The sequence below is a fragment of the Actinomadura sp. NPDC048021 genome (genome assembly GCF_040653135.1).
Taxonomy (GTDB): Bacteria; Actinomycetota; Actinomycetes; order Streptosporangiales; family Streptosporangiaceae; genus Spirillospora; species Spirillospora verrucosospora.
Window position 1 is genome coordinate 427,465 of sequence record NZ_JBEZJQ010000002.1, and the last position, 18,191, is coordinate 445,655.

Sequence of the window (18,191 nt, forward strand, 5' to 3'; positions counted from 1 at the left end):
TCAACCACCGTCTCGGCGGCCGTGTTGGCCGTGCCCGGCGGCCGGCCCGTCGGCGGGCCCGGGTACTGCTGCGGGGTCCTCGGGCCGGGGGTCTGCGGACCCGGCCGCATCCCCGGCCGGCCCTGCGGCATCGACCCCTGCGGGCGCGGTCCCTGGGGCGGCGGGCCCGGCGGGTACCCCTGGGGGCCGCCCTGTGCCGGGTAGCCCCGTCCCGGGGGTCCCGGAGTATTCGGCGGAGGGTATCCCGGGCCCTGGGAACCCGGCGCCGGGGAGCCCGGCCCCTGCTGCCCCTGCCCTTGGCGATCCCATTCCGGTCGACCCGTCACCGGCTGCCTCCGCTTTCCGGCGGCGCCTCGCTCTGATGGCCCGCACTCCGACGCCCACGAAGAGTACGGCAAGTCCGCCGCCCGTGATGAGCAGGGCGAGCCGCCCGTACCCGGTCGTGGTGACCGTGATGGTCTCGCCGTCACCGTACGTCCGGCCGCCCGCGCCGGGAATCTGCAGATTGAGGCGAACGCCGAAGTTGCCGTTGCCGGCCGCCTGCGCGGGGATCCACCGCTGGGCACGCTCCCCGGGCCCGAGCTCGATCACCGCGTCGTTCGGTTCCAGCTCGCCCAGCTTGAGCTTGGCGGTGTTCTCCGAGGTCACGACGAGCCGGACCCGCACCGACTGGTCGGGCAGCGTGTTCTCGACCAGGACGGGAAGCTTGCCCGAACTGCCCCCCATCAGGACGCGCCTGTTCTTCGGGGGGACGACGCGGACCAGGTCCATGTCGCCGCGGAGCTCGTCCTCCAGCGCCTTGCGGGCCCGCTTGGCGCGTCCCGGCGACGTCCGCCAGCCGACCGACTCCAGCCGCAGCACGGCGCGCTCGTAAGAGATTTTCACCGGGCCGGTCATCACGGCCTTGAACGTCGCCGCGCGCTTCGCGATCGCCCGGGTCTGGTCGAGGTGGACGTCGCCCAGCTCGAACTTCTCGTAGCTGTCGGAGTATCCGTGGAAGACGCGGTTCTGCGGCTGGGCCGCCTCGATCGTGCGCAGCGGCATCTCGCGCATCCAGGACGCGGCCTTGGTGTAGGTGAGCAGGTTCTTGGCGAGCCCGTCGGCGGGGTCCCACAGCCGGTCGGGGGCGACGACGACGGTGCGCTGGACGCTCGGCGCCTCCGCCGCGACCATCGCGGTCTCGGCGAGGAACCGCTGCTCGCTCATCAGCGCCCGGGAGGCGGACCGCGCCCCCTCGTTCAGGATCTGGGTGATCGTCTGGTCGTAGAGGAGGGCCTTCTTGGCGCCCAGGTGCGTCTGGAGCGCGGTGGTCGCGTTCGGCTGCGCGCCCGTCACGGGGTTCTCGAACTGCGAGCTGCTCATCAGGAAGGACCCGCCGTCCTTCAGGGCGTACTTGGCGAGCTGTTCGAGCGTGCCGGGCCCGCCGACGCCGGACGCCGGCCAGGCGACGTGGGCGTCGGGCTGGCGTCCGAGGATCTGCGCCACGAAGGCGGTGTTGCGCGCGTCGAAGGCGACGCCGATGTCCCCGGTCGTCTTGCGCCGGACCAGCGCGGTGACGTCGGGGTCGGCGTAGGGCAGGACGAAGTACGGGTCGCCCTTCGAGGCGTTCTTCAGCGACGTCAGCCACGTCGCGGCGACCTTGCTCTTCTCCTTGCGGACGGCCTTCGCCGCCCCGGGCGGCTTGACGAAGTAGTCGCCCGACGCCATCTGCCGGACGTCGTCCAGCAGCGCCGGGTCGATCGCCCAGGTGACCGGCGTTCCGGTGGTGGAGGCCGCCTCCACGATCCGGTGGAGCCGGCCGCCGGGCGCCAGCTCCTTGGCGAGATCGTCGTCGATGAACGTGCGGTCGTTGGCGCGGTGCATCCGGTCGATCAGCGGCAGCACCCAGCCGACCGCCACCGGCTTGAAGCTCCGCTGCTTCGGCATCATCGTCAGGAAGGTCGTCAGGCCGCCGACGACCTGCTGCGCGGAGTTCAGCACCTCGACGCGCATCGGATAGACGCCGGGGGTGCCGGTGGGGGCGCGCAGGCCCAGCTGCTGGGCGGTGGTCCGGAAGCTCCAGCCCTGGGTCACGCCGGGCCTGGTCGCCTGCGCGAGCGACTGCTGCTGCGGGGCGACGTTGGGCAGCGCGGTCTGCTGTCCGGACGCGAGCTGGTCGAGCTGGCTCCGGCTGGTCACGGGCTGGGCGCTGTAGCGCAGCCGCAGGGTGAGGCCGGCCAGCGCGCGGCCGCTGCGGTTCCGCGCCGCCCCGGAGATCTCGATCCTGGAGTTCGCGGCGAGGGTCTTCGGGGTGACCTTGGTGAGCGCGAGCGCCACCTGCGCGCGCGCATGTGCCGCCGCCGGGGCGCCGGCGGGGGCCCTCGCCGGGGTCCGTGCCGGGGACGCCATGGCCGGGGAGGCCGCCATCGCGAGACAGGGCAGCATCGCGGCCAGCGCCAACGCGCGTCCGACCGCTGTCACGCCGTGTCCGCCCTCACGCCGTGCCCGTCCAGAGCCCGTCCGGCGGCGCGAGGACAGGCCGAGGACGGCGGGCGTCGTTTTCCCGCACCACGGCCCCGATGTTAGTCCGTCGGTGTTCATGGCGTTGCCGGGTGCCACTCGCCGGCGGGGCCGCGGCGGGCGGGAGGCTCAGGTCGTCACGTGGTCGCGCCCGGGGGCGGACGCGGCGCTGAGCGGGGCCAGCAGGTCGACGGGCTTCGGGCGGCAGAGGGAGTACAGGACGCTGGCCTTGATGCCGAGCGCCGTGGACGCCTCGCCGGTCGCCGTGTAGACGACGCCGTGGGCGTGGAGCCCGTCCACGAGTTCGCGGTCGATCAGCAGGGGCATCGACTCCGGCAGGAGCAGCGGGCAGACCAGGCCCGCCGCGTACTCGGTGACGGCGTTGACCACGTCCGCGTGCGCGGGCCGGACGGCGCGGGCGCCCACGGCCGACCGCACGGCCTCGGTGGACGGCCGCCGGCCCGCCGGGACGATCGCCCCGGCCAGGAAGGGACGGCCGCGGTGGGCGCCCTCGCAGGAGTAGACGCGCGTCACCAGGCACCGCTCCGGCGGCAGGCCCAGCGCCCTGGGCAGCTCGTCGGCCCGGGTCATCGCGAGGGGCAGCCGCACGATCTCGTGCGCCGTCTCCCAGCCGAGAAGCGCGCGGTGGATGGTGAGAGCGTCCTTCATGTTCGGCTCCATCCCGCGGGGCATGCCCCGCTCACCCCCGGATCCGGTTTCCCTGCGGCCCCGTGCGTCGCACACCCTGCGGGGGGAGACCCCCACATACCCGGAACGGCAGGTCTCATCCCTGCCGCGCCGCACGGCGAACCCCTCGCGACGCGCCTCAACCGCACGTGCGGCGGACCGTGGCCCTTTTGGATCCCGCTACCGTTGTCGTACGGGAGGCTCACCGGGTCGCGCGGAGCGTCGTCGGGTGCCCGAAACGTAACCCGGGGATCGGGGCGTGTGAAGGGCCCCGTCCTTCTTCGGCCCCGAAAAGACTCCCGCGCGGACCCCGGCGCTCGCCAGAAAGTCCTTTGTCAGCCCGTCAACCAAGGAAATACGCTCGATGGCCGTGCCTGACCAGAACGTGACCCCAGAGTCCTCGCGGCGCACCGCGATCGCCGAGCTGCTGCGCGGGATCGCGCCCGTCGCCGACGAGCTCGGCGCCCGGTTCGCGGCGGCCGGTCACGAGCTGGCGCTGGTCGGCGGGCCCGTCCGGGACGCGCTGCTGCGCCGTCCGACCAAGGACGTGGACCTGACCACCGACGCCCCGCCCGAGCGCACCCTGGAGATCATCCGCGGCTGGGCGGACGCGCACTGGACGATCGGCATCGAGTTCGGCACGGTCGGCCTGCGCAAGGACGGCGTCGAGCTGGAGATCACCACCTACCGCAGCGAGTCCTACGACCCGAAGTCCCGCAAGCCGGAGGTGTCCTACGGGACGTCCCTGGTCGAGGACCTGCGCCGCCGTGACTTCGCCGTCAACGCGATGGCGGCGCGGCTGCCCGGGCACGAGTTCGTCGACCCGTTCGGCGGCCTCACCGACCTGCAGCGCAAGGTGCTGCGGACGCCCGGCCGGCCGGAGGACTCCTTCAGCGACGACCCGCTGCGGATGATGCGCGCCGCCCGGTTCGCCTCCCAGCTCGGCTTCACCGTCGCGCCCGACGTCGTCCGCGCGATGAAGGACATGGCGGGCCGCATCGAGATCGTGTCGGCCGAACGGGTCCGCGACGAGCTGTCCAAGCTGCTCTGCGGCCTGTACCCGCGGGAGGGCCTGGCGCTGCTGGTCGACACCGGCCTCGCCGCGCACGTCCTGCCCGAGCTGCCGAAGCTGCGGCTGGAGATCGACGAGCACCACCGGCACAAGGACGTCTACGAGCACTCGCTGATCGTGCTGGAGCAGGCGATCGCGCAGGAGGAGGACGGCCCCGACCTCGTGCTGCGGCTCGCGGCGCTGCTGCACGACGTCGGCAAGCCCAAGACCCGGCGCTTCGAGGCCGGCGGCCGGGTCTCCTTCCACCACCACGAGGTCGTCGGCGCGAAGATGGCCCGCAAGCGGCTGACCGCGCTGCGCTACCCGAAGGACGTCATCTCCGACGTGTCCCGCCTCGTGGAGCTGCACCTGCGGTTCCACGGCTACGGCACCGGCGAGTGGACGGACTCGGCCGTCCGCCGCTACGTCCGCGACGCCGGGCCGCTCCTCACCCGCCTGCACAAGCTGACCCGCGCCGACTGCACCACCCGCAACAAGCGCAAGGCCGACCGGCTGCGCCGCACCTACGACGACCTGGAGGTGCGGATCGAGCGGCTGGCTGAGGAGGAGGAACTGGCCGCGATCCGCCCGGAGCTCGACGGCAACGAGATCCAGGAGATCCTCGGCATCGCCCCCGGCCCCCTCGTCGGGCGCGCCTACAAGTTCCTCCTCGAACTCCGCCTGGACCGCGGCATGATCGGCAAGGAGGCCGCGGCCGAGGAACTGCGCCGCTGGGCCGCCGCCGAGGGCGTCGGCGCCCCCGCGGACGAGGGGAAGGGCGAGTGATCCCGCTGCAGCTGGGGCGGATGAGCCCCCGCGAGACCGAGCGGATGCTGGAGTTCGACCGCGAGCACATCTGGCACCCCTACGCGCCGATGCCCGCGGCGGCGCCCGCGCTGCCGGTCGTGTCGGCGGACGGGGTGCGGCTGACCCTCGCCGACGGCACCGAGCTGATCGACGGCATGTCCTCGTGGTGGGCGGCCGTGCACGGCTACAACCACCCGAAGCTGAACGCGGCCGTCACCGGGCAGCTCGGCAAGATGGCGCACGTGATGTTCGGCGGGCTCACGCACCCGCCCGCCGTCCGGCTCGCCGAGCGGCTCGTCGAGCTCACTCCGGAGCCGCTGACCAAGGTGTTCTTCGCCGACTCCGGGTCCGTCGCGGTCGAGGTCGCGATCAAGATGGCGCTGCAGTTCTGGCGCTCGCAGGGGCGTCCGGAACGGCGCCGGCTCCTCACCGTCCGGGGCGGCTACCACGGCGACACGTTCGGCGACATGGCCGTCTGCGACCCCGTGAACGGGATGCACCACCTGTTCGCCGACGTCCTCGCCCAGCACGTCTTCGCGCCCCCGCCCCCGCTCGGCTACACCGCCGAACCCGACGAGACGTACCTGGACGGGCTGGCGGAACTGGCCGCCGAGCACGCGGGCGAGCTCGCCGCGATCATCGTGGAGCCGATCGTGCAGGGCGCCGGAGGGATGCGCTTCTACGCGCCCGAGTACCTGCGCGCCCTCCGCGACATCGCCGACGAGCACGGCCTCCTGCTGATCCTGGACGAGATCGCCACCGGGTTCGGCCGGACGGGCGAGCTGTGGGGCTGCGACCACGCCGAGGTCGTCCCCGACATCATGTGCCTCGGCAAGGCCCTGACCGGCGGCTACATGACGATGGCCGCGACCCTGTGCACCGACCGCGTCGCCCACGGCATCACCTCGGGCGAGGCGGGCGTCCTCATGCACGGGCCCACCTACATGGCCAACCCGCTGGCCGCCGCGGTCGCGTCCGCGTCCATCGACCTGCTGCTCTCGCGCGACTGGCGGGACGAGGTCGACGCCATCGAGGCGGTCCTGACCAGCGAGCTCGACGGCGCCGCGGAGTTCCCCGGGGTGGCGGACGTCCGCGTCCTCGGCGCGATCGGCGTCGTGGAGGCGCGCGAGCCGGTGGACGTCCCGGCCGTCCAGGAGATCGCCATGGCGCACGGCGTCTGGCTGCGGCCCTTCGGGAAGCTCGTCTACACGATGCCGCCGTACGTGTGCACGGAAGACGAGGTGCACCACATCGCCGCCGCCATGCACGCCGTGGCGGAGTCGCTCTAACGCAGGGCGTGCGCGGGCCGGCGCATGCGGGAGGCGGCCGTCCGGTAGGCGACGGCGCCCGCCGCGTAGGCCACGACCACCGCGAGGAGGGTGAGGTCGGCGCGCCCGTCCGCCGGCAGCCACGTCGCGGCAGCGGCGGCGGCAGCGGCGAACGTCGCGTTGAACAGCATGTCGTAGACGGCGAAGACCCGCCCCCGGTACTCGTCGTCGATCGACTCCTGCAGCGTCGTGTCGACGCACAGCTTCACGCCCTGTGACACGACGCCGAGCAGGAAGGCGCCGACCGCCCAGGGGCGCTCCGCGAACGGCATGCCGAAGACGAGCAGGCTCAGCGCCGCCCCGCCGAGCTGCCACGCCACCCACGCCTGCTTGCTGATCCGCCGCACCACCGGCGGCGTGATCAGCGCCGCCGCGAAGTACCCGGCCCCGGACACCCCCAGCATCAGCGCGAACGTCTCCAGCCCACGGTCGGGGTCGCCGGCGAACCGGTTCCGGCACAGCAGCAGAGTCATGATCAGCACGACGCCGTACAGGAACCGGTGAAACGAGATCGCGCCGAGCGCCAGCGCCGCCTGCGGCCGCCGCGCGATGTGCCGCCCCCCGTCCACGAGCCCGCCCAGGACCCCCCGGACCACCTCGACGACCCGGGGCGCCTCCGCCACGGCGGGCTCCCCCGACGCGGCCTCCGCCGACCGGTGGGGGCCGAGCAGCCCCTTCGGCAGCGTCGTCGCGATCAGCCCGGCCAGCAGGAACAACCCCGCCGCCGCCACGAGGATCAGCGCCGTCCCGTCGTGCCCGCCGCCGAACACCCGCCGGAGCCCGTAACCGAGGCCCGCGCCCGCGAACGCGATGACCGTCCCGGAGGTCACGCTGAACGCGTTCGCCGTGACCAGCTGGTCGCGACGCACCACGTGCGGGAGCGCCGCCGACAGCGCCGCGAGGAAGAAGCGGTTCACGCCCAGCACCACGAGCACGCCGAGGAAGAAGCCGAGCCCGTCCTGCCCGCCCGCCACGAGCCCGGCGACGAGCAGCACGAGCAACGCGCGCAGCACCGGCGTCCACACGAGGATCTGCCGCCGCCGCCACCGGTCGATGAACACCCCGGCGAACGGCCCGAGCGCCGAGTAGGGCAGCAGCGTCACCGCGAACGCCGCCGCCGCCTTGGCCGCCGTCGTCTGCCGCTCGGGCGAGAAGAACACGTATCCGGCGAGCGCCACCTGGAACAGGCCGTCCGTCAACTGCGAGGCGAGCCGCGTCCCGTAGAGCCGCCGAAAATCCCGCCCGCACAGAACCCCCCGCAACTCCCCAGCTCGCATCAGATCAGAGTATGTCGTGCTTATTGCGTTTCTCTCCTCCTTCGGGCCTTGGCGGCCCTCCATCGTCGAGCACAGCGGGCGATCGCTGGCATCGCTCCGACTCGCCCAGAGGCTCGCTGCGCGATCAGGTTCTCGCAAGCTCGAAACCTGCCTTCGGACGCGATCGCAAGCGTTGCGGCCATTGCGTGGTTGCTGCGATGGCTGAGGTGCTCTGCGGCCCGCCTCACCACTACGCGATGAAGACTCTCGTTAGGTCGTAGCTGGCTGTTGTGGGGAGGAAGTAGGCGCCGTGGACCCGGGAGGAGCGGTAGGTGGTCTGGGCGCGGTCCAGGAGGGGGACGATCGCGGCGTCCTCCATGATCTTCTGGTCGGCCTGCTGCCAGTAGCCGGCGGCGCGCTGGGTGTCGGGGGCGGTGAGGGCGGCGTCGATGAGGGCGTTGACCTGCGGGTTGTCGTAGCCGCCGTAGTTGGTGGAGCCCGGGCCGTAGGCGCGGCCGTCGAAGAGGGGCTGGATGATCGAGCGGCCGTTGTTGCCGTACCAGTCGGGGACCCAGCCGGGGGCGGCGATGTCCCAGCTGCCCTCGCGGGCGCGGGCCGGGGTGGACAGGGTGCTGGAGTAGAAGGAGCCGCCCGAGTCGGGGGTCAGTTCGGTTTCCACTCCGCAGGCGTCGAGGTTCTGGGCGAGGGACTGGGCGATCAGCTTGTGGACGCTGTTCGTCCGGTAGGGGAACTTCAGCGTGAGGCCGGTGCGGCCCGCCTTGCTGAGGAGCTCGCGGCATTTGGCGGGATCGCCGGACTCGCCGGGCGTGGGGTAGTGATTGACGGCCGCGTAGCCGGAGTTGCCCGGCGGGATCACCGTGTGCAGCGGCCTCGCCACCGACGGCCCGCCGACGATCTTGATGAGGGCGCTGCGGTCGACGGCGTACTCCAGCGCCTGCCGGACCGCGGGGTCGCCGAGCGCGCCGCGATTGCGGGGGCTGCGCGTGTTGAAGACCAGGTACGGGCTGTTGTTCGGGGTCTCCCTGATCGCGAAGCGCGGGTCGTCGCGCAGCCGCGGGATCGCCGACGTCGGGACGGGCTGGTCCCACGCGAGGTCGGCGGTGCCCTGCTCGATCTGCTGCTGGACGGTCTCCGGCGAGTCCTGCCCCAGCGTGATCTGGATCTTCGCGACGTGCCGCTCGCGCAGCGGGTCGGAACCCGCCTGCCATGCCGGGTTGTGGGTGAGCAGATAGGAGATGCCCGGCTTGTAGTCGGTGATCTGGTAGGGGCCGTCGGAGACGGTGTGCTGCCGGAAGTCGGCGCCGTCCGGGACGTACCGGTCGTACTCCTGCGGCGCGGCCGCGGTGACCGGCAGCGACAGCAGGTTGAGGAAGTCGCTGGCGGGACGCTTCAGCTTGAACACCAGCGTCCGGTCGTCCTTGGCGCGGACGCCCTCGAACCCGTGGTCGCGCTGGTAGGCGGCGATCGCCCGCGCGTCCTTGGCGTTCACGGAGCCGAAGCCGCGGCAGAACGCGTCCATGCCCTTGAGCGTGGAGACGAAGTAGCCCTTGGCGGCGGACGGCGAGGCCGGGTTGCACAGCCGTTCGAAGCCGCGGACGAAGTCCTGGGCGGTGACGGGGCGCGGGGGGGTGGTGTTCCACCGGACGCCGTCGCGCAGCCGGACCGTGTAGGTGCGGCGGTCCTTGCCGACGTCGCCGTTCTCGCGCGTCGGGATCCGTTCGGCGACGTCGGGCCGCACGGGGACCGTCTCCTGGAAGTCGTTGGACGCCCGGTTCCCGAACAGCGTCCGGGCGAACGTGCGGACGAGCCCGTACGCGCCGACGCTGGCCACGGACGCGGGGTCGAGGTGCTCGACGTCGGAGGACCCGACGACGCGCAGCGTGCCGCCCTGGCGGGACGCGCCCTCCGCGGTCGCGCCGTCACCTCCTCCGGCGCATCCGGCGAGCCCCACCACGAGACCCGCCACCCCCGCCGTCACCTTGATCATTTCGCGTGCCGCCACGGTGTCACCTCACTGACTCAGAGCCTGGCGCGCTAGTCACCGGCGGTGTCACAGTAGGGCCAGAGCGTGACAAAGAGCCGGTACATCACCGTTTCTCTACAGAAGTAAGGACGCCCTGACAGTGGGATGTCCACTGTCAGGGCGTCCTCAGGGCGCTCTGTGATCAGGCTCTCAGCGCTCGATCTCGCCGCGGATGAACTTCTCCACCGCGTCGTGCGCCTGGTCGTCGTTGTACTGCTCCGGCGGCGACTTCATGAAGTAGGAGCTGGCCGACAGGATCGGGCCGCCGATGCCGCGGTCCTTGGCGATCTTGGCGGCGCGGACGGCGTCGATGATGACGCCGGCGGAGTTCGGGGAGTCCCAGACCTCCAGCTTGTACTCCAGGTTGAGGGGCGTGTCGCCGAAGGAGCGGCCCTCCAGGCGGACGTAGGCCCACTTGCGGTCGTCCAGCCACGGCACGTGGTCGGACGGGCCGATGTGCACGTCCGCCTTCGCCATCTCGTGCGGGATCTGCGAGGTGACCGACTGCGTCTTGGAGATCTTCTTGGACTGGAGCCGCTTGCGCTCCAGCATGTTCATGAAGTCCATGTTGCCGCCGAAGTTGAGCTGGTACGTGCGCAGCAGCTCGACGCCGCGGTCCTCGAAGAGGCGGGCCATGACGCGGTGCGTGATGGTGGCGCCGACCTGCGACTTGATGTCGTCGCCGACGATCGGCACGCCCGCGTCGGTGAACTTCTGCGCCCACTCGGGGTCGCTGGCGATGAACACGGGGAGCGCGTTCACGAACGCGACCTTGGCGTCGATCGCGCACTGGGCGTAGAAGCGGTCGGCCTCCTCGGAGCCCACCGGCAGGTACGACACCAGGACGTCCACCTCGGCGTCCTTCAGCGCCTGCACGACGTCGACCGGCTCGGCGTCGGACTCCTCGACCATGTCCAGGTAGTACTCGCCCAGGCCGTCGAAAGTGTGCCCGCGCTGCACGGTCACCCCGGTGGGCGGCACGTCGGCGAACTTGATCGTGTTGTTCTCGCTGGCGTGGATGGCCTCGGAGAGGTCCATCCCCACCTTCTTGGCGTCCACGTCGAACGCCGCCACGAACTCGACGTCGCCCACGTGGTACTCGCCGAACTGGACGTGCATCAGGCCGGGAACTCGCGTGTCAGGGGCCGCGTCCTTGTAGAACTCGACGCCCTGGACGAGCGAAGAGGCGCAGTTGCCCACACCGACGATGGCTACGCGCACGGAACCCATCCGGTCGCTCCTTCTCTGTTGCGGAACATGTGGTGGAGACTCACCCGTCCCCGAAGGCACTGGGCCACCGCTCAGCGGCCCTCGTCCCGAGGCATGTCCTGGTCAATTCGCTTAGCTGACTGTGCTTGCTGTTCCTGCTCGGCCCGCTCGCGCCCGATGAGCTCGTTGAGCCACCGGACCTCGCGCTCGACGGACTCCAGCCCGTGGTTCTGCAGTTCCAGGGTGTAGGAGTCGACTCGTTCGCGGGTTCGCGCCAGGGCGGCGCGAACGCTCTCCAGGCGCTCCTCCAGCCGGCTGCGCCGGCCTTCGAGGATCCGCAGCCGGACGTCGGCACGGGTGTGCGAGAAGAAGGCGAAGTGCACGCCGAACCCCTCGTCCTCCCACGAAGCCGGGCCGGCCTCGGTGAGGAGCAACTGCAGGCGCTCCTTGCCGTCGGCGGTGAGCTTGTAAACGATCTTCGATCGGCGGCTCTGCAGCGCCAGCGGCGCGTTCGGCTCCTCCGGCCGGTCCTCCATGATCAGCCCGTTGGCCAGGAGCTGCTTGAGGCACGGGTAGAGCGAGCCGTACGAGAACGCGCGGAACATGCCCAGCAGGGTGTTGAGCCGCTTGCGCAGCTCGTATCCGTGCATCGGGGACTCGTGCAGCAGCCCGAGCACGGCGAGCTCCAGCACGCCCGCGCCCTTCTTGGCCGCCATCCCGGTCCCTCTTCCGCAGAAGCCGATGTCTCGATCCGATGTATCGAGTGAATGTATCGACTCGATACATCGACAAGATACGTAGCCCGGCTCGTCCTGGCAAGTGGCGATCTACCTGGGACGCCCCGGATGGCCCCACCGGCCCGTATCGCGAATGTGGCGATTTCAGGGTGTATGTGGTGGAAATGTGTCAAAGTTGCGTCCTGGAATCACCTGGCCGCGTCGCACGACCTCGATCCCGGGACCGCCCGGAACGGTGAGCACGTGAGGAGGAGCACCGACCCCTCGGGGCGCGGACCGGCCGGGGCGTCCTTCGCCGAGCACACGCTCCCCCCGCTCACCAGCCCGCACAGTACTCTTCGGACGGCGCACGAGCCGCAACAAGGGCCGGGAGCCACCCGGCCCTCGGCAACAACCGTTGTCCCCTGTTGATGAGGTCGCGTGAGTAATCCAAGCCAGCCCCGACCGGAACCTGGGTCGCAGAGGCCGGGCGGGCACCAGAATCCCCGACCCGGTGACTCCGGCGATCCCGGCTTTCCGAGCGCCCACGGTGAGCCCGCCGGAACGAACCCCGCGGGCTCCTCTGGCATGCCCCAGAACCCCGCCCCGCCGGGACCGGCGGGAGGGCCCGGTCACATGGGCGCTCCTGGCGCGAGCCCGGGTCCGCTGGGCGGCCCGTCGAGCCCCGTCCCTCCGCCCACCGGCCGCCACGCTGCTCCCGGCGCGCCAGGCGGACCGGTCGCCCCGGACGGACGCAACGCTCCGGGAAACGCGGTCGTGCCGACCGGCCAAGGCGGGCCGGGCGGGCCGGGCGGTATGCCTGGCCAAGGCGGCTTCGGCGGCAACGGTGGGTTCGGTCCTAACGCGGGCCCCGGCGGGCCGCCGCCCGGTCCAGGTGGTTTCGGCGGTCCCGGTGGGTTCGGCGGACCTGGTGGATTCCAGCCGCCAGGCGCCCCCGGCATGCAGGGCGGTCCCGGAATGGGAGGCGGACGTCCTGGGATGGGCGGACCCCCCGGCGGCCAGGCGGCTCCGGGAATGGGGGCGCCGGGAGGTCCCGGCTTCCCGAACGCGCCCGGCATGGGGCCCGGTGCGGGGGGAATGGGGCCGCCCGCGGTGTTCGGGTCGCCGGGGATGCCCGGCGCGGCCCCGAAGCCGGGCGTGCGCGAGAAGCTCGGTGAGCTCGGAAAGGCCGGACAGGGACTCGGCGCGAAGGTGACCGCGAAGTTCCGCGGCGGCGGCGTCCGCGCGGCCAACCGCACGGGCGGCCCTGCCGGCCCGGGTGGTCCCCTCGGCCCTGGAGGACCCGGCGGCCCCGGCGGCCCCGGCGGTCCGGGTGGTCCCGGCGGGCCAGGACGGCATGGGCCGCCCGGCAAGAAGGGGTTCCTCGGCCACCTGCGCTCCCGCGAGACCGGCTGGCGGCGCTTCATCCCGTCCTGGAAGGTCGTGGGCGGTGTCTGCGGCCTCGGCCTGGCGGCGTTCGTCACGCTGATCTGGGTCGCCTACGCCAACACCCCGACCCCCAAGGAGCCGACGGTCGCGGGCGTCGAGGACCAGGCGTCGATCTTCTACTACACCGACGGCACCGAGATCGGCCGGATCGGCAAGAAGCGGCAGAGCGTCGAGCTGGCCAAGATCCCGCCGAACGTCCAGAACGCCGTGCTGGCGGCCGAGAACCGCAGCTTCCGCACCGACCCCGGGTTCTCGGTCAAGGGGACGACGCGGGCGGTGTGGAAGAACCTGACCGGCGGGTCGGGCGGCGGCTCCACGATCACCCAGCAGCTCGCGAAGAACTACTACTCCGACCCGAACAACCGGACGGTCAGCCGCAAGTTCCAGGAGCTGTTCATCTCGCTGAAGCTGGAGGACGAGCACTCCAAGGACGAGATCCTCAAGCTCTACCTGAACACGATCTACTTCGGCCGCGACACCTACGGCATCCAGGCCGCGTCCCGCGAGTACTTCGGGACGGACGTGTGGAAGCTGCGCCCCGACCAGGCGGCCCTGCTCGGCGGCATCATCCAGAACCCCAACCGGGACCCGGGGGACAAGGCCAGCCAGGCATGGGTGACCGGCAGGTACCAGTACACGCTCAACGGCATGGTCTCGATGGGCAAGCTCAGCCGGGCCGACGCCGACAAGTACATCAAGCAGGGCCCGCCCAAGCTCCGTAAGGCGGGCACCAGCAACCAGCTCTACGGCGGCCAGCGCGGCTACATGCTGATGCGCGCCAAGCTGGAGCTCGACCGGCAGGGCATCGACACCAAGGAGCTGACCACCCAGGGCCTTCGGGTCTACACGACGTTCGACCGCAAGAAGATGGCGATGGCCAAGCGGGCCGCCGAGCAGACCGTCCCGCAGGTGGACCCGAAGAAGCTCGCCAAGAAGAAGATCCGGGTCGGCCTGGTGTCGGTGAACACCGCGAACGGCGAGGTCGTCGCGTTCTACGGCGGTCCCGACTACCTGGCCCAGTCCTTCGACAACGTGTGGCAGGGCTCGGCGCAGGCCGGGTCGGCGATGAAGCCGTACGTGCTCGCGACGGCGCTGAAGCAGAACTACAGCCTGAAGAGCCTCGTCGAGGGCCGGTCGAAGACGCCGATCGGTCCGGACGGCAGCGTGGTGTCCAAGGACGACCCGAACGCCGTGATCGTCCCGAACAGCCACAACGTGGGCCCGGCGATCAACCTGATCACCGCGACGAAGGACTCGGTCAACACCGCGTTCATCCAGCTGATGGGCAAGGTCGGCATCGAGGAGGCGATCAAGACCGAGACCGACGCCGGCATCGCGTCCGACCTCCTGGAACCGCACAAGTGCTGCCTGAACCTCGCGCTGGGCGTCAACAACATCCGGCCCATCGAGCAGGCGGCGGGATACGCGGTGTTCGCCAACGGCGGCACGTACCACCAGCCGCACGTGATCCGCGTGGTCAAGAAGTCGGACGGCAAGACGGTGCGGCTGCGCCCGGACTACGAGAAGCGCCGCGTCTTCAGCCCGAAGGTCGCCGCGGACGCGACGTACGCGATGCAGCAGGTCATCAGGAGCGGGACGGCGACCGCGGCCGCGCTGCCGGACGGGCGCCAGGCCGCGGGCAAGACCGGTACGACCGACCGGAACGTCTCGTCGTGGTTCGTCGGGTACGTCCCGCAGGTCTCGACCGCGGTGACGATCTACAACGACGCGGTCGGCCCGGACGGCAAGAAGAAGTCGGTGATCCTGCCGCAGATCGGCGAGGTCGAGGGCGGCACGATCCCCGCCCGCATCTGGCGGTCCTACATGGCGAACGCGGTCCGCGGCATGGACGCGCAGGCGTTCCCGCCGCCCGCATGGGGCGGGATCGAGCAGAAGTGGGCGAAGCCGCCGGAGAAGAAGAAAAAGGACGACGAGGGCAAGCCGCCGTGGTGCAACACCCCGGTGGGCAAGTTCGACCCGCGCTGCCAGGACGACGGCGGCGACGGCGGCGACGGCAAGCAGCCGTGCCAGTCCCCCTTCCAGAACGGCAACTGCGACCCGAACAAGCCGCCGAGCAACCCGCCGCCGCGGTGGTGGTGCCAGATGCACCAGGGCGACCCGGCCTGCCGCAACCGGAGAGGCGGGCGGGCCGCCCAGACCGAGAGCCTGCGGCCCCTGCTGCTGGCCAGGCCGCCCGAATGAACCGGCCGGCCTTCGCGAACCGAACCGTCCACTGGATATGGGGGTGTGACATGGAGCATCCTGGCGATTCGCCGCACGTCGGCGCCTTTGAGCGCATGCGCCCGCCCCTTCCGACGAAGGTGAGCCTTGCCTCAGCGGCCACCTCCGCGCCGGGGGCACAGTACGCTCGGACGACGCAAAGCCGTCCCCCAGTTGATGAGGCCGCGTGAGTAACCCAAGCCGATACGGACCGGATTTCGGAGAGGGCTCTGGCCGGAGGGGCTCCCCCCGTCCCGGCTCTTCCGGTATGCCCTCGGGCGGGCAGCGCGGCGCGCCGGGCGGTCCGCCGGGCGGCTCGCCCCCGCCTGGCAGGACGCCGCGCCCCGGCGGCAGGCCGGGCGGGCCCTCGCGGGCCGGCGCCCCGGGCGGCGCGCGGCGCCGCGGCGCGCCCGCGGCCCTGCGTTCGGGAGGCGGCGGCCGGCCCATGCGAGGCGGCCCCGGAGGCCCTCCCGGCGGACCGGGGGGCCCAGGCGGACCGGGTGGTCCAGGTGGTCCCGGCGGCCCTGGCGGGCGCGGCGGCTCCGGAGGCGGCGGCGACGACTTCTGGGGTGACGAGGGACGCGGCGGTGGGCGCGGCGGACGCGGTGGGCGCGGCGGCGGCCGCCGCGAGCGCAAGCGCACCGACGAGGCGGGCCAGAAGAAGACGGGCTGGAAGCGCTACGTCCCGAACTGGAAGATCGTCGTCGCCGCGGTCAGCGTGATCATCCTTGGCCTGGCGACGCTCGTCATCGTCGCCTACGCCAACACTCCGATCCCGAACGAGAAGCAGGCGGCCGCGGCCGCCCAGGAGTCGGTGATCACCTACTCGGACGGGTCGCCGCTGGCGCGCATCGGCACCCACCGCGAGGACATCTCGCTGGACAAGGTGCCCAAGCACGTCCAGAACGCCGTCCTCGCGGCGGAGGACCGCAACTTCTGGCACGAGCCGGGCATCTCCCCGATGGGCATCCTGGGCGCGATGTACCGGGCGGGGACCGGCGGCGACGTCGCCGGCGCCTCGACGATCACGCAGCAGCTCGCCCGCAACTACTGGGCGAACCTCAGCCAGGACCGCACGGTCAGCCGCAAGTTCAAGGAAATCCTCATCTCCATCCGGATGGGGAAGGAGATGGACAAGGCGCGCGTGCTGGAGCTGTACCTGAACACGGTCCCGTTCGGGCGGCACGCCTACGGCATCCAGGCCGCGTCCCGCGCCTACTTCCACAAGCCCGTCACCGAGATCAACGAGTCGCAGGCGGCGATGCTCGCGGCCATGATCCAGCGGCCGGGCTACTTCGCCACCTACGGGCCCGACTCCAACCCCGCCAAGAAGGCGCTGATCAGCCGCTGGAACTACGTCCTCGACGGCATGGTCGAGAAGAACTGGCTCGACTCGGGCAAGCGCGCCCAGGCGAAGTTCCCCCAGACGCAGAAGAACTGGAGCGACGTCCCGGACGACCCGAACACCGGCTACCTCCAGGACCGCGTCATCAACGAGCTGAAGTCGCTCGGCATCGACGAGCAGATGCTGGAGACCGGCGGCCTGAAGATCACCACCACGTTCCGCAAGGACCTGCAGGACTACACCAACAAGGCCGTCTCGCAGATCCGCAAGCAGAACGGGCTGAAGAACGACATCCAGTTCGGCCTCGCGGCGATCGACCCGAAGACGGGCGGCGTAGTGGCCGCCTACGGCGGACCCGACTACCGCAAGCAGCAGTTCGACAACTCCTTCCAGGGCAAGGTGCAGCCCGGTTCGTCGTTCAAGCCGATCGTGCTCGCCACGGCGCTCGACCAGGGCATCAGCCTGCGGACGACGATGGACGGCAGCTACAAGCGCACGATCAACGGCGCGTCCTTCACCAACGACAGCCGCTCGGAGAACGGGGTCTACAACCTCAAGCAGATGACGGCGATGTCGATCAACACGGCGTACGTCGACCTGGGGCAGAAGGTCCAGCTGGCCAACGTCGTGGACATGGCCAAGAAGATGGGCATCCCGGACGACACCCCGAACCTCTCGAACACCATCACGTCGCTGCCGCTGGGCGTCATCGACGCGAGCCCGGTCACGATGGCGTCGGTCTACTCGACGTTCGCGGCGGGGGGCAAGCACCGGGAGGCCCACGTGATCGCCAAGATCACCGACAACCGGGGCCGCTCCATCGTGAACAACAAGCAGAAGCCGCTGGAGAAGCTGCCCTGGCAGAAGCCCACGACGGCCTTCGACGAGGGTGTCGCGGCCGACGCCACGAACGCGATGCAGGCGGTCGTCACCAGCGGTACCGGTAAGCGCGCGAGCCTCGGGGCCCGCCCGGTCGCCGGCAAGACCGGTACCACCGACGAGAACAAGTCGGCCTGGTTCGTCGGCTACACGCCGGAACTCGTGACGTCGGCGGCGATGTGGCGGCAGGACAAGAACGGCAACCGCAAGTCGCTGATCGGCGTGGGAAGTTACAGCCAGGTCTACGGTGGTACGGTCCCGGCCGACCTCTTCAAGACCTTCATGCTGAAGGCCCTGGAGGGCAGGGACATCACGCCGTTCCCGCCGCCGGTCAACGGCGGCGAGGTCGCCCCGTGGGCGAAGGCGAAGCCGACTCCGACGGTGTCCTCGACCCCGACGCCGACCAACACCCCGACCTGCCAGCCGGGGCAGGGGCAGGGCCAGGGGCGCGGGCAGCGGCCGCCGGCCGGCTGCCAGTCGGAGACGCCCAAGCCGACGGAGACGCCGACCATCACCCCGCCGACGTCGGGCGACGTGCCGTGCAACCAGTACAACATGCCGCTCGGCTGCAACCCCGACCTGCCTCCGACCGGCGACAAGACCTGGTGGTGCGCGAAACCCGAGCACAAGAACGACCCGGCCTGCCGGAAGCAGGACCCCGCCACCAACAACTAGCGGCGCGTCCGCGACGCGACGGCCCG

At 71.3% G+C, this 18,191-nt stretch carries 10 protein-coding genes; 4 read left to right on the forward strand and 6 right to left on the reverse strand.

The window, feature by feature from the left end:
• Nucleotides 1–2,460, reverse strand: coding sequence for a DUF6049 family protein (locus tag AB0C87_RS05295; RefSeq protein ID WP_360576621.1), 2,460 nt, complete (start codon nucleotides 2,458–2,460; stop codon nucleotides 1–3).
• A gap of 168 nt (nucleotides 2,461–2,628) precedes the next feature.
• A complete protein-coding gene (locus AB0C87_RS05300) occupies nucleotides 2,629–3,168 on the reverse strand; it encodes a YbaK/EbsC family protein (protein ID WP_345182794.1) in 540 nt (179 codons plus the stop codon).
• Between the two features lie 382 nt (nucleotides 3,169–3,550).
• On the opposite strand from AB0C87_RS05300, the gene AB0C87_RS05305 reads away from it, so the two are divergent.
• On the forward strand, nucleotides 3,551–5,023 hold the full coding sequence (locus tag AB0C87_RS05305; protein ID WP_345182793.1) for a CCA tRNA nucleotidyltransferase: 1,473 nt from the start codon (nucleotides 3,551–3,553) through the stop codon (nucleotides 5,021–5,023).
• Complete coding sequence (bioA, locus tag AB0C87_RS05310) at nucleotides 5,020–6,333, forward strand: adenosylmethionine--8-amino-7-oxononanoate transaminase (protein WP_360576622.1); 1,314 nt, start codon at nucleotides 5,020–5,022, stop codon at nucleotides 6,331–6,333. Before AB0C87_RS05305 ends, bioA begins: the two co-directional genes overlap by 4 nt.
• Here the strand turns inward: bioA and AB0C87_RS05315 are convergent.
• From AB0C87_RS05315 to AB0C87_RS05330, 4 genes are all read right to left on the reverse strand, one after another.
• Nucleotides 6,330–7,649, reverse strand: coding sequence for an MFS transporter (locus AB0C87_RS05315; RefSeq protein ID WP_360576623.1), 1,320 nt, complete (start codon nucleotides 7,647–7,649; stop codon nucleotides 6,330–6,332). The two genes, bioA and AB0C87_RS05315, sit on opposite strands and share 4 nt — an antisense overlap.
• Before the next feature lie 229 nt (nucleotides 7,650–7,878).
• Nucleotides 7,879–9,651 carry an ABC transporter substrate-binding protein gene (locus tag AB0C87_RS05320; RefSeq protein ID WP_360576624.1) on the reverse strand — a complete coding sequence of 591 codons (1,773 nt, stop codon included), beginning with the start codon at nucleotides 9,649–9,651 and terminating at the stop codon, nucleotides 7,879–7,881.
• 171 nt (nucleotides 9,652–9,822) lie between these two features.
• The gene (locus AB0C87_RS05325; RefSeq protein WP_345182788.1) at nucleotides 9,823–10,902 is read right to left on the reverse strand and encodes an inositol-3-phosphate synthase; all 1,080 of its coding nucleotides are present in this window, start codon (nucleotides 10,900–10,902) and stop codon (nucleotides 9,823–9,825) included.
• 71 nt (nucleotides 10,903–10,973) lie between these two features.
• Nucleotides 10,974–11,597 (reverse strand): PadR family transcriptional regulator, encoded by a 624-nt coding sequence (locus tag AB0C87_RS05330; RefSeq protein ID WP_179831420.1) that lies wholly within the window; start codon nucleotides 11,595–11,597, stop codon nucleotides 10,974–10,976.
• Nucleotides 11,598–12,695: 1,098 nt separating this feature from the next.
• Between AB0C87_RS05330 and AB0C87_RS05335 the strand changes: the two genes are divergently transcribed.
• Together AB0C87_RS05335 and AB0C87_RS05340 are read left to right on the forward strand one after the other, a co-directional pair.
• Nucleotides 12,696–15,248 carry a transglycosylase domain-containing protein gene (locus AB0C87_RS05335; protein ID WP_360576625.1) on the forward strand — a complete coding sequence of 851 codons (2,553 nt, stop codon included), beginning with the start codon at nucleotides 12,696–12,698 and terminating at the stop codon, nucleotides 15,246–15,248.
• Nucleotides 15,249–15,711: 463 nt separating this feature from the next.
• A complete protein-coding gene (locus tag AB0C87_RS05340; protein WP_360576626.1) occupies nucleotides 15,712–18,165 on the forward strand; it encodes a transglycosylase domain-containing protein in 2,454 nt (817 codons plus the stop codon).
• The last annotated feature ends 26 nt before the right edge of the window (nucleotides 18,166–18,191 follow it).